Annotated in this window: 21 protein-coding genes; 3 read left to right on the top strand and 18 right to left on the bottom strand. The window is 29.1% G+C overall.

Translation table 11 applies throughout. The annotated features are described in order from the left end of the window. Nucleotides 1-8: 8 nt before the first annotated feature. The 12 genes from ACTNBA_RS11695 to ACTNBA_RS11640 form a co-directional block, all read right to left on the bottom strand. Nucleotides 9-1,655: an ABC transporter permease gene (locus tag ACTNBA_RS11695; protein WP_441074257.1), complete on the bottom strand. Its 1,647-nt coding sequence runs from the start codon at nt 1,653-1,655 to the stop codon at nt 9-11. Continuing rightward, entirely contained in the window at nt 1,648-2,361 is a 714-nt protein-coding gene (locus ACTNBA_RS11690) for an ABC transporter ATP-binding protein (RefSeq protein ID WP_346866975.1), read from the bottom strand. Before ACTNBA_RS11690 ends, ACTNBA_RS11695 begins: the two co-directional genes overlap by 8 nt. A 146-nt stretch (nt 2,362-2,507) precedes the next feature. Next, a complete protein-coding gene (locus ACTNBA_RS11685) occupies nt 2,508-3,704 on the bottom strand; it encodes an alanyl-tRNA editing protein (RefSeq protein WP_441074254.1) in 1,197 nt (398 codons plus the stop codon). 61 nt (nt 3,705-3,765) lie between these two features. Beyond that, a complete protein-coding gene (locus ACTNBA_RS11680) occupies nt 3,766-4,743 on the bottom strand; it encodes a D-2-hydroxyacid dehydrogenase (protein ID WP_346866977.1) in 978 nt (325 codons plus the stop codon). A gap of 38 nt (nt 4,744-4,781) precedes the next feature. Further along, on the bottom strand, nt 4,782-6,737 hold the full coding sequence (locus ACTNBA_RS11675) for a GTP-binding protein (protein WP_441074252.1): 1,956 nt from the start codon (nt 6,735-6,737) through the stop codon (nt 4,782-4,784). 265 nt (nt 6,738-7,002) lie between these two features. Next, the gene (locus ACTNBA_RS11670) at nt 7,003-8,241 is read right to left on the bottom strand and encodes a cation:proton antiporter (RefSeq protein ID WP_441074250.1); all 1,239 of its coding nucleotides are present in this window, start codon (nt 8,239-8,241) and stop codon (nt 7,003-7,005) included. Nucleotides 8,242-8,246: 5 nt separating this feature from the next. Further along, a complete protein-coding gene (locus ACTNBA_RS11665) occupies nt 8,247-8,867 on the bottom strand; it encodes a TetR/AcrR family transcriptional regulator (RefSeq protein WP_441074248.1) in 621 nt (206 codons plus the stop codon). Nucleotides 8,868-9,030: 163 nt separating this feature from the next. Further along, nucleotides 9,031-10,377, bottom strand: coding sequence for a hypothetical protein (locus ACTNBA_RS11660; protein ID WP_441074246.1), 1,347 nt, complete (start codon nt 10,375-10,377; stop codon nt 9,031-9,033). Nucleotides 10,378-10,899: 522 nt separating this feature from the next. Further along, on the bottom strand, nt 10,900-11,511 hold the full coding sequence (locus ACTNBA_RS11655; protein WP_441074244.1) for a class I SAM-dependent DNA methyltransferase: 612 nt from the start codon (nt 11,509-11,511) through the stop codon (nt 10,900-10,902). A 36-nt stretch (nt 11,512-11,547) separates the two neighbouring features. Beyond that, on the bottom strand, nt 11,548-11,736 hold the full coding sequence (locus ACTNBA_RS11650) for a hypothetical protein (protein ID WP_150845237.1): 189 nt from the start codon (nt 11,734-11,736) through the stop codon (nt 11,548-11,550). A gap of 134 nt (nt 11,737-11,870) precedes the next feature. Next, nucleotides 11,871-12,764, bottom strand: a complete 894-nt coding sequence (locus ACTNBA_RS11645; RefSeq protein ID WP_150845238.1) for an SPL family radical SAM protein — start codon at nt 12,762-12,764, stop codon at nt 11,871-11,873. Between the two features lie 22 nt (nt 12,765-12,786). After that, nucleotides 12,787-13,236 (bottom strand): 2-thiouracil desulfurase family protein, encoded by a 450-nt coding sequence (locus ACTNBA_RS11640; protein ID WP_150845239.1) that lies wholly within the window; start codon nt 13,234-13,236, stop codon nt 12,787-12,789. A 231-nt stretch (nt 13,237-13,467) separates the two neighbouring features. On the opposite strand from ACTNBA_RS11640, the gene ACTNBA_RS11635 reads away from it, so the two are divergent. Continuing rightward, on the top strand, nt 13,468-14,316 hold the full coding sequence (locus tag ACTNBA_RS11635; protein WP_441074241.1) for a patatin-like phospholipase family protein: 849 nt from the start codon (nt 13,468-13,470) through the stop codon (nt 14,314-14,316). A gap of 203 nt (nt 14,317-14,519) precedes the next feature. Here ACTNBA_RS11635 and ACTNBA_RS11630 read toward each other — a convergent pair whose 3' ends face one another. The 3 genes from ACTNBA_RS11630 to ACTNBA_RS11620 form a co-directional block, all read right to left on the bottom strand. Continuing rightward, nucleotides 14,520-15,830, bottom strand: a complete 1,311-nt coding sequence (locus tag ACTNBA_RS11630) for a sodium-dependent transporter (protein WP_441074240.1) — start codon at nt 15,828-15,830, stop codon at nt 14,520-14,522. 404 nt (nt 15,831-16,234) lie between these two features. Next, complete coding sequence (locus tag ACTNBA_RS11625) at nt 16,235-17,548, bottom strand: FtsW/RodA/SpoVE family cell cycle protein (RefSeq protein WP_441074238.1); 1,314 nt, start codon at nt 17,546-17,548, stop codon at nt 16,235-16,237. Continuing rightward, a complete protein-coding gene (locus ACTNBA_RS11620; RefSeq protein ID WP_035133937.1) occupies nt 17,536-17,880 on the bottom strand; it encodes a PadR family transcriptional regulator in 345 nt (114 codons plus the stop codon). The genes ACTNBA_RS11625 and ACTNBA_RS11620 overlap by 13 nt, the downstream gene beginning before the upstream one ends. 297 nt (nt 17,881-18,177) lie before the next feature. On the opposite strand from ACTNBA_RS11620, the gene ACTNBA_RS11615 reads away from it, so the two are divergent. Continuing rightward, a complete protein-coding gene (locus tag ACTNBA_RS11615) occupies nt 18,178-18,717 on the top strand; it encodes a 50S ribosomal protein L25 (RefSeq protein ID WP_441074237.1) in 540 nt (179 codons plus the stop codon). A gap of 85 nt (nt 18,718-18,802) precedes the next feature. Here ACTNBA_RS11615 and ACTNBA_RS11610 read toward each other — a convergent pair whose 3' ends face one another. Together ACTNBA_RS11610 and ACTNBA_RS11605 are read right to left on the bottom strand one after the other, a co-directional pair. Further along, entirely contained in the window at nt 18,803-19,975 is a 1,173-nt protein-coding gene (locus ACTNBA_RS11610; protein WP_441074235.1) for a cation:proton antiporter, read from the bottom strand. Nucleotides 19,976-19,993: 18 nt separating this feature from the next. Then, entirely contained in the window at nt 19,994-20,338 is a 345-nt protein-coding gene (locus ACTNBA_RS11605; RefSeq protein WP_441074234.1) for a hypothetical protein, read from the bottom strand. A gap of 188 nt (nt 20,339-20,526) precedes the next feature. Here ACTNBA_RS11605 and ACTNBA_RS11600 point away from each other — a divergent pair, with 188 nt between their 5' ends. Next, nucleotides 20,527-21,039 carry a superoxide dismutase family protein gene (locus tag ACTNBA_RS11600; protein ID WP_441074232.1) on the top strand — a complete coding sequence of 171 codons (513 nt, stop codon included), beginning with the start codon at nt 20,527-20,529 and terminating at the stop codon, nt 21,037-21,039. A gap of 119 nt (nt 21,040-21,158) precedes the next feature. On the opposite strand, the gene ACTNBA_RS11595 is transcribed toward ACTNBA_RS11600, so the two are convergent. Beyond that, nucleotides 21,159-24,527 carry an AAA family ATPase gene (locus ACTNBA_RS11595; protein WP_441074230.1) on the bottom strand — a complete coding sequence of 1,123 codons (3,369 nt, stop codon included), beginning with the start codon at nt 24,525-24,527 and terminating at the stop codon, nt 21,159-21,161. Nucleotides 24,528-24,577: the final 50 nt, after the last annotated feature.

The following is a 24,577-nucleotide window of genomic DNA, read 5'->3' as shown; positions in this document are numbered from 1 at the left end:
TCTCCTATTTAACTCCTTAGTTTATTAAACAACTTTTCTCCCTTAGTTTTCAATAATGTACATACTAATAATATCAAAAGTAATAGTAATAATGCTATAACCCCTAGATATAAATTTATATTTGTAATCGCAAATACCTTGTTAATTCCAATAGTTATAAAAATCACTACAACTACAAGTACTCCTCCCATAAGAATACTTATCATAGAACTTAAACTTTGCTTTACAACCTGTACTTCTGAAGTCCAGTCTAACTTAGGGAAAAATAAGTTAATCAAAAGGCCCCCAACTGATACTAAAATAGCTAATAGTGTAGGAATTAATATAGTCCACATAAAATTTATTAGGGTTAACTTAAAGGCTATGGCAAACATAATTGAATCAACTATTATAGCTGGTATTAGTAAAAGAATATTAACTCCTATCTTACCAATAAATATGTCTTTAACTTCTAATGGAGATGATTTTAAAATCCACAAATTTCTTCCTTCAATTGATATAGCGGAACCTGTAGTGCAAGTTAATCCTATACCAAAGGATAATATTATAAGTGGTGCAAATTGCATTACCTGTTTTAATAGTGGTGCTAGTACCTGAAGGTCTGAATCACTAGATTGTGCCATCTGATCTATGAGAAAATCTCCTCCCATAACTACAGATGATACAGCAGCTACCGTTACTAAAACTATACCTATTATTGTGTTTGTAACATATACAGAAGATGAAAAATATCTTTTTAATTCTTTCTTTATTAACGCTACCCTTAAAGTATTAGTTTTTAAAGACATTAATTTATAATTAGATCTTTTAAAGGTTTCTCCTAGTCTTAAATTTATTGACTTAAAGCTTCTAGCAAAGATTATTAAAAATATTATAAAAGGAATTATAGACCATAAAATAAATTTAGTCATAGATAATAAGCTTAAATTAGCTAAAGCATCCGTAAAGTAATAAGAAGGTGGATAAATAGTTTTTATCCCTTGGATTATAGATGTACTGTTCTCTATAACTATATTTATAATCTTATCCATTTTAAATGAACCTATCACTACTATAACTACAACTATCAAGGTTCCTATATTTAAAATTAAAGTTTTACGTTTCATTCTGGAAGATACATAGCTAAGAGCAAAGGCTATAATAGCTGCCATAACTATAGGTATAAGTGGAATAAAAATTATTCCTATTAATAAATAAATAAAAAATATAATACTTGTACCAGATTTCATAAAATAAACTATAGCTGGTGGAATTGTTACTAATGCTACAAATAAATAATTCAATAATAATAATTCAATCATCTTACTAGCTAAGATGATACCTGGTTTTATTGGTAAACTCATTAAGGTTTCAAAATCCCTTGAAGAAAAAAGAACACCCTGAGCCTTGTATACAGATGTAAAAAATGAAAACATAGTACTAAGAATCATTGCACTCATCAAAATAAGGCTTAAATATCCATACTGTCCTAATTGCTCTACTATAGCCAAGGAATACATTACAATTAACATACCTATAGAAAATATGCCTAGTAGTATTGCTAAAAATATGGATATGTTTTTTACTTTTTCACTCTTTGATTCTTCCTTTAGGAATTTATTTATTCCCCAAGTATTCATAATGCTATTTTTTAATAGAACTTTTAAATTACTCATTGTCAATCAACTCCATAAATATTTCTTCTAGACTACCATCACCTTTAACTTTATTGGTGTCTCCTGAAGCTACTATCTTTCCACCTTTAATGATAGCTATCTTATCACATAATTTTTCAGCAACTTCTAGTACGTGAGTAGAGAAAAATATAGCTCCTCCTTCATTACATAATTCCCTCATGAATCCTTTTAAAATATGTGCTGCTTTAGGATCCAATCCAACAAAGGGTTCATCTAAAATTAATAATTTAGGCTTATGAATAAGTGCTGATATAAGAGCTAGTTTTTGCTTCATACCATGAGAGTAGGATGAAATTAAATCTCCTAAAGATTTTGTAAGTTCAAAGGCTTCACTATACCTTTTTATAAGTGCTTCTCTTTCTTCCTTTGATACCTTAAAAATATCTCCTATGAAATTCAAATATTGTATACCTGTTAAGGAATCATATAAATCCGGGTTATCCGGAATATACGCTATATCCTTCTTACACTCTATTGGACTAGTCTTTATAGAATTACCATTTATTAAAATTTCTCCTTCTTCAAAATCTAAAATTCCTACTGCAGCTTTAATGGTAGTAGTTTTTCCAGCACCATTATGACCAATAAATCCAAATATATCTCCTGGTTTCACTTCAAGAGATATACTATCTACAGCTTTTTTACTACCACTATAAGACTTTGAAAAATTATTTATCTTTAACATTTTACATACCACCTTATTTGTTATATCTGTTATATATAATATATAACAGATATAACAAATGTTCAAGCATTATTAAATTTTAAATAAATAAAAAGTTAGGTTTTATTTAAATTTAATAACCTAACCTTTAACTTAATAATTTTTCATCATTTACCTTTTATTTTATTTATAGCATAATCTAGAGTTCCATCTAAATTATTATTATTCTTTCCACCACCTTGAGCTTGATGACTACTTCCGCCACCTTTACCATCAATTAAAGTTATTGCATCTTTTAATAGTTCATTCATAGATATTCCTTTAAAATCCTTTGATGCTGCAAAGATAAGGTTTGCTCTTTCTCCATTTTTAATTGCCATTAATGCTATAGTATTGTTATTTTCAATAATCTTTGAAGTTACCTTATTTACATATTTAATATCTTCATTATCATAAACTTTTTTAACTATAGTTATATTTTCTACTTTCTCCCCTTTTTCAACCATGTCCTTTACTTCATAAGCAGCCACTTCTTCACTTAGCTTTTTATTTTTATCTAGAGCAGCTTTAAGATTTTCGTTCATATTTTTTATGCCATTTATAGCCTCATCTTCACTGGCATTTAAATATCTACATACCCTTGTAGTAAATTTATCTTTTCTAAAGGAATCTTCTATTGCTCTTTTCCCTGCTACATATTCTATTCTCGTTGCTCCTTTATGTTTTTCCCATCTTCTTACCTTAATCATTCTTAGTTCTAAGGTTGACTTTGGATGTACTCCACAACATGCATTAATATCTAAATCTGAAATCTTAACAACTCTTATTTCTTCATTAGTATTAGGTAATGCTCTTCTTAATCCCATCTTCTTTAACTCTTTTTTATCTGGCACTAAAAATTCTACTTGGAGATCATCTCCTATAATTAGATTTGCAGCATTTTCAGCTTCTCTTATCTTTTCTTCTTCTAATATTCCCTCTATATCTACAGTACATATTTCTCTTCCCATATGAAAGCCCACTGTATTTGCATTAAATATTTTATAAAAACACCCTGATAAAACGTGCTGTCCAAGGTGTTGATCCATGCCATCCCTTCTTCTTTCCCAATCTATAGAGCACTTTAATTTATGAAGCTTTATAGGCTTTTTATTAAGAACATGATATATAATACCTTCTTCTTCGTAAACATCTATTACTGGTTCATTTTCTATAAATCCTAGATCACAAAATTGACCTCCACCTCCTGGGAAAAAAGCTGTTTTATCTAAAACCACATGAAACTTCCCATCTTTCTCTTCTACCTTCTCTAATTCAGCTACAAATTCTTTAATATATTGATCTTTATAATAAAGCTTCTCCATTGTATCTCTCTCCTTTAACCAATGTATAACTAAAGTTCTAACTTTAGCCTTAATTTAAATATTACTTTGTCTTTAAATCTCTATATCCTGTAGATAAGTTAACTACATTCCTGAGTTCCTCTCCCTTTATAAAGCGTTCTAAATTATTAACAGCAATTTTAACTATACGATGGTGGGTTTCCTTTAGATTATAATTTCCAGAAACATGAGGTGTAATTATTGCATTTTTTATTCCCCAAATCCTATGATCCTTTGGCAGTGGCTCAGGGTCTGTCACATCTAAAGCTGCTCCTAAAAGTTTCCCACTTTCTAAAGCATCACAAAGTGCTTCAGTATCTATAGCTGTACCTCTACCTACATTTATAAGTACAGAATCCTTTTTCATCTTAGAAATTTTATCTTTAGAGAATAATTTATAGGTTTCCTTAGTTTCTGGTAAACTTAATGCTACCACATCTGCTTTAGGTAATAACTCATCAATCTTATCCATAAGATATAATTCATCTAAATATTCAGGTTTATTAGTATCACTTCTTCTTACTCCTATAGTATATCCCCCTAGAGCTTTTATTCTCTTGGCAAAGTCTCCTCCAATATCACCAAGTCCAATAACTAAAGCAGTACATCCATAAATAGATTTAACTTCACCCTCATTCTTCCAAAGACTATTATTTTGATTATCCCTATAAAGGTATAACTTTTTATATATAGAAAGTAGAACACCTATCATATGTTCTGATATAGCGAGTCCATAGGCTCCAGTTGAATTAGTTAGTTTTACTCCCCTTGGAAGCACCCCTTCTTTTACAAATAAATCAGCTCCTGCACTATCAAGTTGTAACCACTTTAAGTTTTTGCATCCTTTAACCATATCTAATGGAGGATTACCTATAATTATGTGAGCATCTTGAAGAGTCTCCCTATTTATCTCTTTAGCTGAAGTAAATATAAAATTAGATCCAGGCGCCACTGACATTAAATCAATTTTATGGCTATCGTCCATAGGCATTAACACAACTACATTAATTTCTTTTTCCATAATTAATCACTCCTAATATATTAAATTTCTAACAATATTTATTTAAGACAATGAATATGTTCCTTAACTTCATACCAAGGTACTGCATACCCTACACCCTTAGCACAAAAAATTGAAGATGATGTGTATTCAGGATCTACATCCTTGTTATAGCTTTTAGCTTCTATAACCTCTTCTGGATTATGACATATATCATACCCATGAAATACTAGACTTAAGCTGCCCTTCCCCTTTGTGAATGCTTGAAAGTCCAAAGCATAATTCATAAAGGTAGCTACAGGACCTCTTCCTTCAATTATAACTCTTTCTCCATAACTTTTAGGCTCATTAAAGCTACCACTCATTTTTTGAATATCACTGATAACTCTACCCATTAAGTTTATCTCTACATCTATTTTAAATTTGTAATAGGGCTCTAGTAATAGATTTTTAGCACTTTCTAATCCTTGTCTAAGGGCTCTTTTAGTTGCTTCTCTAAAATCTCCACCTTCAGTATGCTTTAAATGTGCTCTTCCATTCATAAGGGTTATTTCTATATCTGTAATTGTACTTCCTGTAAGTATTCCCTTGTGATCTCTTTCAAATATGTGAGTTCTTATAAGATTTTGATTTCCTGTAGTTAAAAAATCACTGTGGCATTTATTTTTAAAAGTAATCCCTGATCCTCTAGTCCCTTCTTTTAACTTTAAATAAACCTCTGCATAGTGACGAAGAGGCTCAAAATGTCCAAAGCCGTCCACTTCCCCTTCCATGGTTTCCTTATATAATATTTCTGGGGTTCCAAAATCCACTAATAAGTTAAATCTATCTTTTAATATTTCCTTTAAGACTTCTAGTTGTATTTTTCCCATTATACTAATATGAAGCTCTTGTAACTCCTCGCTCCACACTACATTCAGACTATTTTCTTCACTTTCTAAAATTTTAAAGCATCCTAACACTTCTCTAGGGTTTATACTTTTATCAAACTCTACCTTTGCTCTTAAGGTTGGAATCATAAAAAACTCATTTAAATCTAAAACTCCTATGCCCATACCAGCTCTTAAAGAGCTTATGCCTATAATTCCAAAAATTTCACCTGAAACAATTTTATCTTTACTCTCATATTTATTTCCATTATAACTTCTAATTTCATTTATTTTTTCTCTTATCTCTTCTCCATTTGTACTATATATAATTTCATCCTTTACCTTTAACTCACCCTGTAATGCTTTTATAAAGGTAATTCTATTACCTTTTTCATCATATTTAATCTTGAATACTCTACCTTTGAAGCATTTATTATCTTTTATCTCTTCATAGTTAGTATAACTAAGACTATTAAAGATCTCTAAAAACTCTTTTACACCTTCATCTAATAAAGCTGACCCTTTTAAAACTATAAATATTTTTTCTGACTTAATAAGCTCCTTTAATTTATCTACCCATAAGTAGTTGTTATAGCCTTTATCTAGATAGGTTTCCAGTAATTCCTCATTTCTTTCAGCTATAAATTCTATATTTTCATTACTTAAATTATATAAATCTTCTTCAACTAAACAAATTTCACTACTTAAGTTATTTCTTATCTCATGGATAACCTTTTGTAAGTCAGCACCTTCTCTATCTGTTTTATTTATAAATATAAAAGTAGGTATATTATTTTTTCTTAGTAGCTGCCATACTGTCTCTGTGTGACCTTGCACTCCCTCTACTGCACTTATTAAAAGGATAGCATAATCTAGAACCCCCATAGCTCTCTCCATCTCTGGCGAAAAATCTATATGTCCTGGAGTATCTATTAAATAATAATCTGAATCTTCATATTTAAAAATTCCAATATCAGAAAAAACTGTAATACCTCTTTCTCTTTCTATATTATGACTATCTAGAAAAGCTTCTTTGTGATCAACTCTTCCTCTAGTTTTTATACTCTTTGTATGATAAAGTAATTGCTCAGAAAATGTAGTTTTACCTGCATCAACATGAGCAAAAATTCCTATGGTTTTTTTCACTATAAACTTCCCCTTTATTGTACAATATCATTAGATTTATTTTACCACAATATTCTTTTATGTTTCAGTTATAAATGCAACTTCCCCTAAAACTTTATTTATATAAATTACTTTTTACTAGTAGATATATTATAACAATCTAATATTGTTATAATAATTAAAATCTCTATTACAAAAACCACTCAATTTGAATTTCTTCATATTAAGTGGCTTGATTTATTTAATGGTTTCATAATGATCTTTTTTGATTTCTCTATATATTATCTCATTCATTGCTAATTTCCTCTTTTTTATTAAATTCTCCTGCCCACTCAAAAGCCTTTTTAGATGCTATAACTGCGATAACCTCGTTAATAACCGCTGCCGCCGCAATTGTTCCTTGGATGACCTTAGCGTATTCTGGTGCTGGTCCTGATAGAACAGAAACCGCTATACCTGTAAATACGAGAGATACACCTGAATGAGGAAGCAATGTGAGTCCTAAATATTTTTTCACAGTTTCTGGTGAATCTGTTATAGCAGCTCCAATGAATGCTCCACCACATTTTCCTACAGCTCTTGAGATGATATAAATTGCAGTAAATAGTCCGGCACCTAAAATCAGATGATAGTCAAGTGGTGTTCCCAGATTTAAGATAACTACAATCATAGAAATACCAAGAATAGGATAAAATGAGTTCATAATCCGCTCTAGACGTTCTTCTGAAATCATATTAGAAAATGTTGCTGAGAAAGCCATACCAATAAGCATAAAGTTAAGTACAGGCTTTGGTAAAACTAAATCATTAAATATAAAACCAACACCTGCTGATATTAGTATGGTTGCACTCAGCATCAATACTGTTACTTTTGGTGAACGTTCTCTTTTCAATACAACTCCTGCAAGAAGTCCTGTAACAACCCCAATAATAATTGGTAATAAAACTACAAGTAATATCATATAAGCCGGTAGTTTTTGCTCAGATAGATTGGCAGAGATAATAGATATAGTTGAAAAAAACACAATTACTCCTATCATATCATCAAGGGCTGCCATAGGAATTAATGTTTTAGTTACAGGTCCGTCTGTTTTAAACTCACGTACAATAGAAAGTGCTGGTGCTGGTGCAGTTGCAAGAGCAATACCTCCAAATATAAATGCAAGATAAATAGGAAATCCTACAAAATAAAATACAACCCCAAATACCAAGCTAACAACAAAAAATGTTCCTAATGATTGAGTTAATGTTGTTATGATAATTTGCTTGCCCGATTTTTTAATTTTCTTCCAAACAAGCTCCGTGCCTATTAAAAGTCCCACTACACATTCTAAAATATGCATAATCGGTTCATACCAATGAGCATTTAAAACTGCATCATTTACAACTCCAAATGCATGTGGTCCAAGTATCATACCTGTAAGTAACCATCCTAGAATAGCAGGCAACTTTATCTTTGAAACAAGCTTACCTACAATAAAAGCAATTGCAATTGCCACTAAAAGCCTTAAAATTAATAATATCATTGTTTCTACTCCTCCTTTGAAATACCATAAAGCATAATATTCAGTATCTTTGACAGTTTCAGTTCGTGCATTTCTATTAGTGAATTAAAGTCCAGATTTTCATAAGCTTTACTTTGAAAATAACCATTGAACATTTCTTGAAAAACAAGGAAGTATTCCATTGCTTCTTCTTCTGTAATATTATCTCGTAGTGTTACATTACTTAACGCCATACGATAGTGACTTATATTAAGTGTGTCAAAATCAGCTCTTAAATCTTTGATCTGTTCTTTCAAATGTACAGGTGGTTGTAAAATTGCGTGAAAAAATATATGACTGTAATAAATATTCTCTTTAAAAAAACGATACCTTAAGTCAAAATAATTTTGCATGTACTTCTGAAAATCCAATTGGTCAAATTCTTCTTTGCTAAGATAATCTACAAGCTCATCAAAACAAACCTTAACACATTTTAAAAATAACTCATCTTTATTTTTAAAATAGTGATAGATAAGTCCCTTTGAAATTTTGTTATCGTTGCATATATTGTTCAGCGAAGCATTTTCATATGTCTTTGTTCCAAACTCCGCTATGGCAGCATTTAATATTTTATCTTTACTTATCTGACTTTTCTCTTTTTGATTCATAATATCCTCCAAATATAAATATTGACCATGTGGTCTATTATATCTTATCAAAAACAAACCAAGTGGTCAATAATATAAATAATTAAATTTACTGATAATTATTAATAGACATTTATTCTTATCTATTTTTAACTTTAACTGCTCCATCTTCCATAAAAATGTTTTAAATTACATAAATAAACTTATATAATTGAATGGCATCTTTCCCATTAACCCTAACTATCTTAGGTGGCCTAGCATACTCTATACTTATTTTTTGAGTTTCCTCTTCTAATAATAGCCCTCTAGCCTTCATAACATTAATTAAACTAATCTTTCTGTTATTAGGAAATATTATATAAACAACACTTTTTCTATCTTGCTTTAACAATTCAATAATATCATTTGCTAAAACATCCAATTTGATATCGAATGGAGGATCACATATAACTCTATCAAATTTTTTTAAATATTTATTCTGTAAAAATTTTGTTAAACCAATATTTAAATCATATTTTACAAACTTTAGACCTCCATTTTCTCTAAATCTATTATCTCGTTCAAAAAGAACTATGTTTTTATTTGTCTTATATGCATACTGTGCTACAGATGGAGTAACTAGACATGCTGTATATCCTTCACACAATTCCGCTAGATTTGCTGTAGTTTCAACGGAAAAGAAATATTGCATATACTCTAAATTCTGATTTAATTTAACATAGGCTTCAGAATTGCTATAGGAGAGCTCCACATATGGAAATATTAAATTATTCCTATGAGCATACAGTCTATCAATGTTGTTATCATTCATTAAAGATATTATATTCCTCTTATGCAATTCCAAATTAACATTTACATCTCCTTTAATGAACCTTAACCAAATAAATCCATTAGGATGCCTATTACTATCAACATATAGACTATAGCTATTATATTCTAATTGTAAACCAAGGTCATGAATTAAACTCCATAACTTTAATATCCATCCTGGTTTTGTCAGTACTACTAATCTTCCATCTTTTTTTAACAACTTACTGTACTTTGCTAATAACCTTTCAAACATCTCATATTCTATTCCAGTTTCAAGACTAAACCTGTTTATCTGTACTTCTTCTGAGATATTAATTAAATTAGCAAAACCCAAAATTGCTACGTCAAAAGATTCCTTCTCATATTCTATAAGTCCTTTATGCAAATTAGAGCTAATAATTTCTGTATATTTATAACCTGATAAAAGTTCATTGATATTTTTCAATAATCTATTATTAATGCAGCAACTTGTATCTGAAGTTTGTGTCACTAATTTTTGTGGTGTATAGATATATGATATTAGTAATGTGGTAATCTCTAAATGTGAACCTATTGTGATTACATTATCAGTATCATTAATGCAAGCAAAATTAATAAAGGCTAATGCTTTATTTAAACCAAATATATTTGAAGTTAACATATTTTTGATTTCATGTTCATAAACTAACTTCACTGCACAAATTACATCTTCTTCATGTGCAAGCTTCAATGTTGTATCCATTGATAGGACCTCCTTAAAATAAGTTTTGAGGCCTAACCATCGATTTATTAAATATAAAACAAAAGGCTACAAAAAAGCACTGCTTTCTTGTAGCCTAAAAATCTGTAATCAATTTTATACTTAAATAAGTTTATCTTATACGAACTATATATTTAATGCAATAAAAATAAATATATACAATCTCCAATTACTATAGCCCCTATCCTAATAAACTTAACGTCTATATAAAACATAAATACAATTTTAGTTCTATAAGAGGTATGTCTTTTAATTGCTAATTTAAAAGAAGTACACAAAAAAACCTAATGATTAGGCATTTTATTCTTTCTTTCATCAATTTTCAATTATGAAAATTAATTAGCAATTACACAATTTCATTGTTGTACCTCCTATATTTGATAAAATTACTATAGCAAATATTTGAAATTAAGTCAATAAATAATAATGTAGTTTCAACAGAAAAGAAATATTGCATATACTCTAAAATCCAATCTATAATTGAGAAAACTTCGTAACATATATTTACTTTCTTATACCACACATACTAAATAACTGATATGGTTGCTCCTTACCTTCACTTTTCTTCATTCCTGAATAAAATATTTTTGAACCTATGACTTCAAGCCCAGCTTCTTCTATTAAGCGTTCCATTTCTGTAAGCTTAAATCCATTATGTCCACTAAAATCCTGTACTTCATCATGAAAACCACCATTATCAGGACATAGATCTACAACTATTAATTTGCCCTCTTTATTTAGCAAATCATATAGCTTCTTTATTACCTTTGGTAGATCTTCTATATGGTGAAAAACCATGGATGTATAAATCACATCAAATTTTTCATTATCGTTAAATTGAAATAAATCTCCACACCAAGTTTTCATATTTTTTATTTCGTTTTTTTCTATTTTTAATTTTAACTGTTCTATCATTCCTTCAGATAAATCCATCATCAATATATCAGAAAATCTATGAGTTAAATTTTCTGATATAAGCCCTGTACCACATCCAAATTCTAAGGCTTTTAAATTGTTCTCTTTATCCAAATAGTTTTCTATTTCAGTACTAATTTTCTTTGCTCTTTGAACCCTATATTTTGTATCCCATTTTTGGGACTCCTCATCAAAATGCATACCTTCATCCCCTTAAAATAAATTTATCCCTTTAACTTATACTTCTTCTTTGGTTATATCTTTTTTAAATAATTTATTTATAAGAATATAGCCTTCAAGAATTATAACTATTCCTAATGCCCATTTAAAAATCTCTGGAATATCTACATCCCTAAGTAGATACCTAAAGCCATCCGCAAGTAAAAATCCTATTATCCAATAGACTATTGATTTAATATCCTTCATTTTAATTATATAGATTTTGTCTTAACATATATAAGGCAAAACTTTTCCCCCTTTTGATTAAATACTATATACATTTTACCATATATTGAAATATAGGTTAAGTAAGGTAAATCTAATATTTTATCTTAATAGTCTTAAAATAAGCTCAACTGCTCTTCTTCATAATTCTTTCTATAACCTTTAATTATATCTTTCATTTTGTATATAATTCCATATTTATCACATTCCTCAGTGAAAGTCTTCCAAAGCTTCTTTGCATTAGAAGATTCACATTCATATCTATCACCATAGGTATGAATATATTTTCTAACTAAGTTCTCCCTTTGAAATAGTCTACTTAATTGTTCATAGTAATAGGCCCTTTGATTCCCTCTAAGGGTGAGCCCCATTCCATAGGCAAATATAAATTTAGCTCCTGAATTATGAGCTTCTCTAACTATATTTCTTATATTATCTTCTGAATCATTAATAAAAGGAAGAATTGGCATAAGCAATATTCCTGTATATATCCCACTATCACTAAGCTGTTTTATAGCCTTAAATCTTTCGCTGCTAGGTGCTACATTAGGTTCTACCCTTTTACATAAATCATCATCAAAGGTAGTTACAGTTATTTTTATTAACACAGGAGAATGCCTTGAAATCTCCTTTAATATATCAATATCTCTTGTAATTAAAGGACTCTTTGTGGCAATGGAAACTCCAAAGTTATTTCTATTAATCTCCTTCAAAGCTTCCCTTGTTAGCTCATTTTGTTTTTCAAAGGGATTATATGGATCACTCATAGCTCCTGTTCCTATTACACCCTTTTTCCTTTTCCCTTTAAGTTCTTTTCCTATAGCTTCTACAGCTTTTTCTTTTGCTCTAACTCTATCAAAGTCTTCTATTTGATAACATTCACTTCTGGAGTCACAATAAATACATCCATGGCAACATCCTTTATAGATATTCATATTATAATTGATATCAAACCATGAATTATTAGGTATATATTGAGATATTAATTTTTTTGCAGATATATATTCCATGTTAATCACCCCAGCTTAAATATTAGTTATTTAAATTCAATTTATCTAGGTCATTCTCTGTATAGACTTCAATTCCATTTTTCATTAATAATTCTGCTACCACTCCATTACCTTCTATTAACTTTCCAGAAAATTTCCCATCATATACCATACCGTACCCACATGAAGGACTTCTAGACTGTAGTATTGTCTTCTTTATACCAGCAGCTTTAATAATTCCTAAAGTTTTCTCTGCTCCCTTTAAAAAACTTTCGGTTAAATCTTTACCATCCTTACTAATTACTCTTTTATTAGAATTTTCATCTATAAAAATCTCACAACAAGCCCTTGGAGTAGGCAAACCAGCTAATTGTTCTGGACATATCGCTATAGCTTTCCCTGCTTTTACTAATTCGGCTACATATTTATTCTCACTATTACTTCCATTATATCTACAATTAATTCCTGCTAAACATGAACTTACTAAATACATATATAGTCCTCCTTTGTTTTTTATCTTTAACTTATACTACAATACCTAATAGTAATTTATAGATATAATTATATCATAGCTTATTTTCAAATTAATATATCTTAACTTTCTATGGATATATAGGTATAATAAAATATGGAGTTTATTCTAAAGAATCGTAATTAAAATAATATCTAAATTTAATTATGTAAGAAAACAATCTAACAAATTTAATTTTAAGGAGTTGACATCATGATTAGTTTAATTCTTGAAGGTGGAACCTTTAGACCTATTTTTAGCGCTGGTATAATGGATGCTCTTTTAGATAATGATATTATGTTTCCTTATTGCATTGGTGTTTCAGCAGGTATTACCAATGGCTTTTCATATATATCAAAACAAAAGAAAAGAAATTATGACATTCTAATTAACCATAGACATGATAAAAGATATATAGGCTTTAGAAACTTTTTTAAATGTAAAAGCTTATTTGGTTTAGATTTTGCTTTTGATGAGTTACCTAATAAGATTTATCCCTTTGATATGGATACCTTTAAAAGCTATGAAGGTAAAATTTTAGTTGGTGTGACTAATGCTAAAACTGGAGTTACCGAATATTTAAATGGTAAAGATTTAGATGAAAAATGCAATATGTTAAGAGCTAGTTGTGCTATACCTCTTTTCTTTCCTCCAGCTATAATTAATGATAATGAATATTTTGATGGAGGCATCTGTGATCCTATTCCTGTATTAAAAGCCATGGAAGATGGAAATGAAAAGCATCTAATTATTCTAACTAGACCTAAGGGGTATATTAAAGAATTAGGTAAAGGCAATATTTTTGCTGCTAAAGTTTTAAAAAAGAAATATCCTAATTTAGTAAAGCCTCTTCTTACACGTCATGAGCTTTACAATGATAGAGTTAAGTATTGCGAACAACTTGAAAGAGATGGCAAAGCTATAATTTTAAGACCTACTTCAGAAGATGGTATTGATAGCTTTGAAAAAGATCTTAATAAAATTAAACACGCCTATAACCACGGATATAATATAGCTTTAGAAAGAATTGATGAAATAAAAAAATTCTTTAGCATTTCATAAAAGTATATGAATAAAACTATTTAAATATTTACCTATAAACCTATAAAACTATATAAATATTAATATATAAAACTAGTTAACTATGAAAATAGTTAACTAGTTCTTCTGTTCATGCGGGTTTCAGAGAATTTACTATTTAGAATATATAGTTATTACCCTCTTTAAAATAGGAAAATCCACATCTAAAATTAGTATAAACAGACTTATATCCCACCATAAATTATTCCTAGTATTATTACCAATACTGTTATAAGAGTAAACCCATATTTTGAAAACATAAAAAATTTATTTCCTAACTTTCTCTTAGCGCCTCTATTTATTTCTTCTAACACCTGTTCTTTGTTGTACATAAAGTAAAATACAATAAATACTAGTAGTGCTGCTAATGGTGAAATTACTATAGTAATTACATCTGCAAAATTACTAAACAAATTCATATTTAAATTTAAAGGTATTGATAATACAAATGACACTACAGCTATTAAAATAGTAGCGGTTTTTCTGCTTAATTTTGTTTCTGCCATAAAAGATTCTACTGGCCCTTCTAGCATATTTATTGAAGAACTAATTGCTGCAAATAATACACTTAAAAAGAATAGTATCATAAGTATTTGTCCACCAGGGATAGCTTTAAATATAGTTGGTATTGTTATAAATAATAGAGGTGGACCTGCTGCTGGATCTAAGCCAAAGGAAAATACTGCTGGCATAATAACAAAGGATGCTAATAATGCCGCAATGGTATCAAGTACAGCAGTACTCACTGCAGACCTTGGAATGTCTAAATCCTTCTCTATGTAACTACCATATACCACCATTCCGCATCCATTTAAAGATACTGTGAAGAAGGCTTGACCAAGTGCCATTACCCATGTATTTATTTTAAATAGGTATGACCATTGTGGTGTTAATAGGTACTTCACCCCATCTATAGCTCCAGGTAAAGTTAATGATCTAATAGCTAACAATATAAAAATTCCAAAAAGCATAGGCATTATAATTTTATTTATTTTTTCAATTCCCTTAGATATACCCATACATACAATTACCAAGGCTAGTACTATGGCTAGTAAATTCCATGGTATAGTTTGGGTGCTTCCTGCAAAACTTTCAAAGTACTTAGGTATATCAATATTTTTTATATTTCCACTAAGGCTAAGTCCTAAATACTTAATTATCCAACCTACTACCACATTATAAAACATAAACACTCCTGCAAGTCCTATGGCTGGTATAAATCCAAAGAGAGTTCCTCCCTTTAAACCTTTATTCTTAAATCCTTTTTTAATTCCTGTTAAAGCTCCTCCCTCAGCACCTCTTCCAAAGGCAAACTCTGTAATTAACCCCGTTGATCCTAGTATAAGTACAAAAATAAAGTATGGTATTAAAAATACAGCTCCCCCATTTTGACCTAACCTGTAAGGAAACATCCATATATTTCCAAGTCCTACTGCTGCGCCAATACAAGATATCACAAATCCTGCTCTACTTGTAAAGTTCTCTCTGTTTTTCATGTTCTAATCTCCTTCCTAAAATAAATAAAACCACATAGATTGATTCCATGTGGTTTAAATAAGAAGGCATCAAATATAAAAACCACATAGATATATCTATGTGGTCTAATCACTAAACATTTGAGTATAGCAAATCTTCCTAACCATCATAGACACAAACCAAATTTGTTAAACTGGCTTGCATCTATAATTGTTTATAAATACAAACCCTATCTATAATAGCTAAGATAATATGCCATATTAACTTTTGTTGATTTAAAGTTAATTTCTCTACTCATTTTAATTCTCCTAAGTGTTATATTTTAATAAATAGTATCATGGATATTTAAGCTTGTCAAATATTTTTCATGCTAATATTTTTATTATATAATAATATCAAACTATAATCTTTATATTATTAAAAACTATTGAATTTCTGTATTATATGGCGTATTTCTCCACTTGCATACATTAGATACTAAACCTATAGATAAAATGTTAATTAAAAGTTGGCTTCCACCATAACTAATAAATGGCATGCTTACTGAAACTGTAGGTGCTAATGTCAAGCTAACAGAAATACTTAGTAAAAACTGCACTATAAATAATGCACAAAATCCACTTACTAGTAATTTACCATAGGTTTCTTTAGTACTTTTTCCTATTAAACCTATTCTTATTATGAATGCTAAAATTAAAGAAATTAGTATTATTCCAACAATCCATCCAAAGGAATAAACTATATAGGTAAATATAAAGTCTGTATGAATTTCTGGCAACATATTTGGTATAAAATTTGATCCCTGTCCAAATAATCCCGCCGATTCCCTTAAGTTAACTAGTTGATTATAAATCCATCCCATTCCATCTACATCTAATGAAGGATTAAAAAACACATAAAATCTTTTTATTCTGTAAGGTTCAATAAACATACAAGATAAAAAGATAACCCCTATAGCTCCAAAGGAAGTTATAATATGCTTTAATTTCACACCTGATATAATCATCAAAGTAATAGCTGATATGGCATAGATAATAATGCTAACTGAAGCATTTCCAATAATAAAAAATATTATTGGTACAAAAGCAATAAAAACCCCTTTTAATATACTTTTAGTCTCATTCCAATTCCAATTATCAAACATTCCAGCTAAAGCAATGATTAGAAAAAAAGGTGCTATATTAAAAGCATTAAAACTAATTGGCCCAATAACTATCCAGCCCATTTCTCCATTTATATAGCCTGTGTTTATAAAGATTTGGGATATTAACAGAATTATTACTCCACTATAAACATATTTAGAGTGCTTTTTTAATCTTCTATAATCAATTTTCAGTAAAACTGCTGCTAATATGATTCCTCCTGATGCATAAACTATAGTTTTACCTAAAAAATTAGCATATGAACTGTGTGACAATGCATTATTCTTCTGAATGAAGCCTAAAGTAAATATGCTAACTAATATAAATAGAGCGGTTATACCTAAAAGCATCCAATCAGGAGATGCTTTATGAACCATATTCAAATCCCTTCCTATAACTTCGTATGAACCCATTTGCATAATAGCTTTATCTATAGCTTCCTCCTCCGTTATTCCAACATCTCTGTAGTCTTGTATAATCTCTTCTATGTGATCTATAAGTTCATCTTTTATATTTTTATGGACTTTTTTATTTTTAATTAATCCACATACCTCTTCTATATACTTTTCTACCTTCGGATGGTTTACTGTAGACATAAATCTCCCTCCCCTAATACTTCATTAACTGTAGAACTAAACAATTTCCATTCTGCTTCTTTTTCTTTGAGAATTTTGTTACCATTTTCCGTTATCTTGTAATATTTTCTCTTACGCTTTCCTTCGCCTTCATCCCAGTAAGCTTCTATAAAATTTTCATTTTCTAAACTATGAAGAATAGGATATAGCGTTCCCTCTTTAAAAGAGAAAATACCCTTAGACCTTTCTTCTATCTCCTTAATCATTTCATACCCGTACATATTTTTTCGATTAAGCAGACTTAATATAAGTATTGTCGTGCTTCCTTTCAAAAGTTCTTTATTTATTTTCATAATTCCACCCCTTACCTCGGTTTACTATACATAGTATATCTATGTATAATTATATATGTATATATTTACATTGTAAAGTATTATCTATTCTAATATTTTATGAATTTTGCTTTTTCCTTAATATATGTTATCATGGTATAAGTATATTTAAGGAGGTTGATGCATATGTGGGCTTTGTATAAGCTCTGTGTGTAATTAATAGTGCTTAGATTCATTTATGAATTTTACTGTGACAATTTTATATACTGAGCTTAATAAATCAACAAAAAATTATTAAAAATAAGTGAGGGATTTATTATGAAAAGTACAACATTTAAAGTATATGAAAGAAGCTCAAAGGAGAATTTAAAGAAGCTTAGAAATTTGGGAGAAGTACCTTGCGTAATCTATGGTGAATTTTTAGAAGAACCTATCTCTGCTAAGATGAGTAAATCTGAACTGTTAAAAATGTTAAAAGGCAGTTTTAGTGGTTCTATCATACCAATTGATTTAGAGGGAAAAACTCTAAACTGTGTAGTTAAAGATATTCAAAAAAACAACCTACACGAAATTATACATTTTGATTTACAATATGTAAAACCAAATGAAGTAATTAAACTAACTATTCCTATAAATTATATAGGTCAAGAAAATTTGGAATCTAAAAGACTAGTTTTAGAAACCTTTAGACCATATCTTGATTTTCAAGGCAATGTAGAAAAGATTCCAGAATATATTGAAGTGAATGTAGCTAATATGCAATTTAATGATAAACTACTGGCTAAAGATATTAATATTCCAAGTGAAGTAACACTTCTTACTCCTGAGGACACTATCTTAGCTGTAGTAAATGGCTAATGTAAAATGAAATTTAAATTTAAAAAAGTGCTATTCTTACAAAAGACTAGCACTTTTTTCTTATATAATTCCTAATATTTTATTATTAAGCTTTATTTGCTTCACCTGCTTTAAATATAGCTATTTTAGTACACAGTGGGCCTATTAACTCATATATAACAGTTCCTGCTAATATTATAGTTCTAATCTGCGTACCATAAGCTGGCAATTCATTTTGAACTATAAGTGCTAGTCCAATAGCTACTCCTGCCTGTGGTACTAAAGTTAATCCTAAATATTTTTGAACTATAGGCTCTGATTTAGCTATCTTAGCTCCTAAATAAGCTCCTAAAACTTTACCAATAACTCTAGCTATTACATAGCCAACTCCAATTATACCTACAGTCTTCAAAACTGACATATCTAGTTCTAATCCTGATATGGTAAAAAATGCTATAAATATTGGATTAGTAAACTCATCTAATACAGTAAGTAATTTAGTTTTACCATCGGTAATGTTACTGATGGTTCCACCCATAACCATACAAGTTAATAATCCAGACAAATGTAATTTGTTAGCTAGGCCTATAGCTAATAAAATTACACCTATAGCCATGCTCATAGTTTGCTCTCTACTGTTAGACAACCTATTAATAAATGCTAACACAAATCCTAGTATTATTCCTAAAACAGCAGATCCTATAATCTCTATAAAAGGATTCATTATTGACATCACTGTCAAAGCTCCTGTCCCATTTGTTAAAGCTTTTGCAATAGATAAAGCTATTCCAAAAGCTATAACAGCAATGGCATCATCTATAGCAACTACTGGTATAAGAGTATTTACTAAGGGTCCCTTAGCTCTATATTGCTTTAGAACCATAATTGTAGCTGCAGGTGCTGTTGCTGAAGCTATTGCGCCTAAAGATAAACTAAAAGCTAATGGTTGCTTAAATACTGTTATCATAACTAAAGTTACAACTACTACTGCCATAAGTGCTTCAAATAATGCTATAATTATAATTCCAGAACCAATTTTCTTTAAATCCTTAAAATTAAGAGAACTACCTATACTATAAGCAATAAACCCTAAGGCAGCCTCTGAAATAACTGTTAATCCATGGATAGCTTCAGTAGGTACAATCTTTAAAACAAAAGGTCCTATTATTATCCCTGCTACTAAGTATCCTGTTACCTTTGGTAGTTTAATATAACTTACTAGTAATCCTAAAAATATACCTGCAAGTATTACTATCCCTAGTACATATAACCAATTCATCTTTAACTTCAGTCCCTCCTATTTTTGTTGAAAACTACCTCCAAATACCCTATTAACCGGAATTGTAAATGCTATTCCATTACCTGGACCATTTAATCCTCCAGTTACTTTGTTAATAATCTCTAGTGCTTGTTCTATTCTTTCTTTCTTTAAAACGGTAAATACTGTTTTATTAGATGCCCTTCCTTTGTTTAATAACAATTGAAGTGAAGAAAACATACTTGCATCTTCACAACTAGATAAAATATTAGCCATCCCTACAGTATCAATAATTGTAGACCCACTTATACCTATGTTAGTGAATTCAACCATTATCTCCTCTAAATCTCTTGGGTCATTTAATACAAATATAAGAACTTCCATTTATATCCCTCCTCTTCCTTATATATCTATTATATATTTTCAGTTGATTAAAATCAAATTTACATAAATTTTATTTAATTAAACTAAATTTAATAAAATGCATGAAATATTTATATTTCGTGTACACACACCAACTTACTACAACATATTATAAATTATATTGTATCAATAAAATGGAGTGTATTAATATGAGAATGGCTAATGATAAATTTAGTATTAGCGATATAATTATGAATCACGGTATGCCTGAACCAACGGCCTATGCAGTAATCCAAGGTGGACCTTTAGCTCCTGAACTACGTGGCAGAGCATTATTTTGCTGTTTAGATGATGGTATTATTCTTAGAGTATATGTTACTGGCATTCCCGTATATACTTCTGAAGGAGAACCTTCACTTTTCCACGGATTTCATATTCATGAGTTTGAAAATTGTAATATAGGTGATCCAGGTGATCCTTTTAAAACTACTGGTGGACATTGGAATCCAACAAATGAACCTCACCCTTATCACTATGGGGATCTTCCACCACTAATGTCATCAAATGGTATTGCTGCAATGGATGTTTATTTAAGCAGATTTTCTATAAAAGATATTATTGGAAAAGCTATCATAATCCATGAAAATGCTGATGACTTTACTAGTCAACCTTCTGGTAATTCTGGGAAACGATTAGCTTGTGGAATAATAATGCCTACTTAGATACTTTTAATACTTATTAATTGTTAATACAAATTATATATCAAGCTTATAAATTTTATACTAAAGTAAAGAACTATATCAAAACATATCTTGATATAGTTCTTTACTGCTTTATTTTACTACTTTACAATATTTCTTTTTAAAAATTCTTTTTTACTATTTACTATGTCATCTAAAGTTATAAAATTTATACTATTTCTATTAAATTCTTCATCACATATTCTAATACTCTGAGTTCTTATAAGGTTATCTAAATACTGTTTTATCATTAATCCATTTTTTATTACTAAATTTGGATTACCATATATGTCTATTATAGTTTTATTAATTTCCTCTTCTGCTTCCTTCGATAAAGAATATCCCTTTTTACTTAATATACTTAATGCTATATTGCATAGTCCCATATAATCATAATCTTCAAAATCAAACCAAGTTGGAAATCTATAGTTAAATGCTGGATTAGATAATACTAGTTTTTTCACCCCTTCTTTTTCTCCTGAAAGAATTAATATAACCTTATTATTTTTATCTAAGAATTTAATTATATCTGATACTATTTTATTATATTGCTGTTCCTCTAGGAGAAGGTCTACCCTATTTAGAAATAGCATTTTCCCTGAAAATTTACTAAATATATCTTCAATTTTTATTCCCTTATTAATCATTGCCATGAATTCATATTTATCCATTTCTACAATGTTTTTAGCTTTAACTATTCCCATACTATAATACATTTCTGAGAGAATATTAGCTACAGTTTTCTTCCCTGTTCCATTTTCCCCTGTAAATATTATGTTCATATATCTATTGATATCTGAGCCTAATCCTATTTTTTTTCTTCTTTCTCTAACTTTTAAAAGCTTATATTGATTTTTTAAAAATTCCTTTGCATCTTCATTACCAACTAATAGCTCTAATCTACTATCTAGATTAAATATGTTATCATCTTCAATAACATTTATATTTTCTACATCCTTAGCAGTTATAAGGTTCATCTCATAGACACTGATATCCTCTTCTACAATTCTTATGCTTTGATTTCTAATTAGTTTTTCTACGTAATTTCTAACCATTCTACCATTTCCTGATTGTGCATCTGAGTTATTGTAGATTTCAACAAAGCTTTTCTTTAAAGCTATATATCCATTCTTAGATAACTTAAATCCCTTTGCTTCAACAAGTTTTACAGCCATTTCAAAAAGTTCATTGGGATTATAATCTGCAAAATTAGTCCATAATGGAAATCTTGACCTTAAACCTATGTTTACATCAAAGAATTCTTCCATTTCTTCTTCATATCCAGCTAATATCACTATTACTTCCTTAGAATAATCTTCAATTAACTTTAACAGAGTTTCTATGGCTTCAATTCCTAATGAATCATTGGCAAGGGTATATGCTTCATCAATAAATAATACTCCTCCTAAAGCTTCTTTAAACTTCTCTTCTGTTTTCTTTGGGGTTTCCCCTGGAACTTCTGATACAAAACTTGATCTATCAGTTTCTACTAGTTGACCTACCTTTAATAATCCCATACTATTTAGCATTTCAGCTACTAATCTTGCTATGCTTGTTTTACCTGTACCTGGATTACCTGTAAATACCATATTTAAATTTTGCTCTATCTTAGTATTTACTCCAACAGATTTCCTTTTTTCCTGAGCAACTATAAGCTTATATTGACTTCTTAATAGTTTTTTAACGTCATCAAGTCCTATTATTTCATTTAATTTTTCTTCTAAATCAAACTTTGCATTTGCTCTAAAGTTAAAGTTATCTCTATCTAATAAATCAATTTCCTTATCATTATTAGTTAGATATTTTTTAGAAGCATCAATTATTGCATTTTCCACTATATTTCTTACAAACCTAGCATTACCTAAATCATTTTTGCCTATAATTTGGTTTCTTGTAAATAAATCTATTAACCCTGCTTTTACATTTTTGGCTATTCTATACCCCTTAGATTTAGCTATGTTAACTGCTATTTCATACATTTCTACTGGGTTGTAATCTTTAAAGTGTATAGTATTTGAAAATCTAGATTTTAGACCTTGATTTATAGTTAGAAATCTTTCCATATCCTTTTCATAACCAGCTAATATGACTATTAAATTATCTCTATTATCCTCAATGCCCTTAAGTAATGCATCTACTATTTCCTTACCAACCTTATCTTCTTCACTTTCACATAAGGAATATGCTTCATCTATAAATAGTACTCCTCCTAAGGCAGAATTAATTATATCATTTGTTCTCTTAGCTGTATCATTAATATTCTCTGTAACGAAATCTGCTTTACTCACCTCTACAAATACACCCTTAGATAATATACCTAAGGCGTTTAAATATTCAAAGGTAACCCTAGCTGCATTAGTCTTTCCTGTGCCTGCATTTCCTGTAAATATCATATTCATAGATATCTTTGAAGTTTTTAGTCCAAGTCTTTTTCTTATTTTTTGTACTTTCCAATTATTTTCAACATTTATTATAAAATTCTTCAGTTCTTCTATACCTATTATAGAATCCAATTTATATTTTACTTCTTCAAGGGTAGGTACTAGATAGTTTTCTAACTTGTATATTTCATCATCTGATTTGCAATATATCTCATTCTTATCTACATATATTAAAATCTGACTTTCACTATAAAGTCCTTCCTTTTGTATTAGATTCATAATTGGTTTATAAATTTTATAGGATATATATTCACTGATTCCAAAATTGCTATCTTCTATGAAGTTTTCTTGTAGAAAACTACAAATTCCAAAGTTATCTTCCTCTTCATCTTTATTTTCTATTCCAAGAACTATATTTCCTTGCATATGCTTTTGTATACCATCTATTGACCTTAACACTTCTCTTCTAATTACTTTATTTTGTTCCTCTTCTGTAAGGCTTTCAGTATATAATACCTCTTCCCTATTATCTAAAATTCCATCTTCTATTACATTATCATCACTATTATAAATAAATATGAAAAATTTATTATGACAGATGAATTCTCCTATATTGTCTTTATCCTTACTCTTTGCTTCAATAAGAAACTTATTTTTCATAATATAGTTATCTTTTAACTTTAAACAAGTATTAGGATATATTTCTGATAATACCTTTAAAATATTTTCTGAAGCTTTTTCAGTATTTTTAAACATTATAACCTGTGAACTACTATTTAGTTTTTCATATAAGTCACTTAGAAAAGCATTATATCCTAAATTAAAATTGTAAGAGGCTAAATCTATTTCATCTATATGATAATCTTCAGTTATTCCTTCCTCATTAAGTTTTTCAAATAATAGCCTTACACTAGCTTTTTTAAAAGTTCCTCGTTTACCAGCTAAAAGTAATATGCCCTTCTTATCTTCTTCAAACTTTTCTTTGAAATAATTGCACAATTTATGAATGAATTCTCCTTGCCCTATTATTTCATTATTCATTTTTTTTACTATATTTAAAAAACCATTACTTAAACTTTTGTCTTTCATATTAAAAATTTCACCCTTTCTTTTGTTTATGTAGTTATCTTTGTATTGTA

It is taken from the genome of Clostridium sulfidigenes (genome assembly GCF_052067195.1).
Classification (GTDB): Bacteria; Bacillota; Clostridia; order Clostridiales; family Clostridiaceae; genus Clostridium_J; species Clostridium_J sulfidigenes.
The sequence above is the reverse complement of the archived record's forward strand: the minus strand, read 5'-3'. Positions and strand labels throughout refer to the sequence as shown.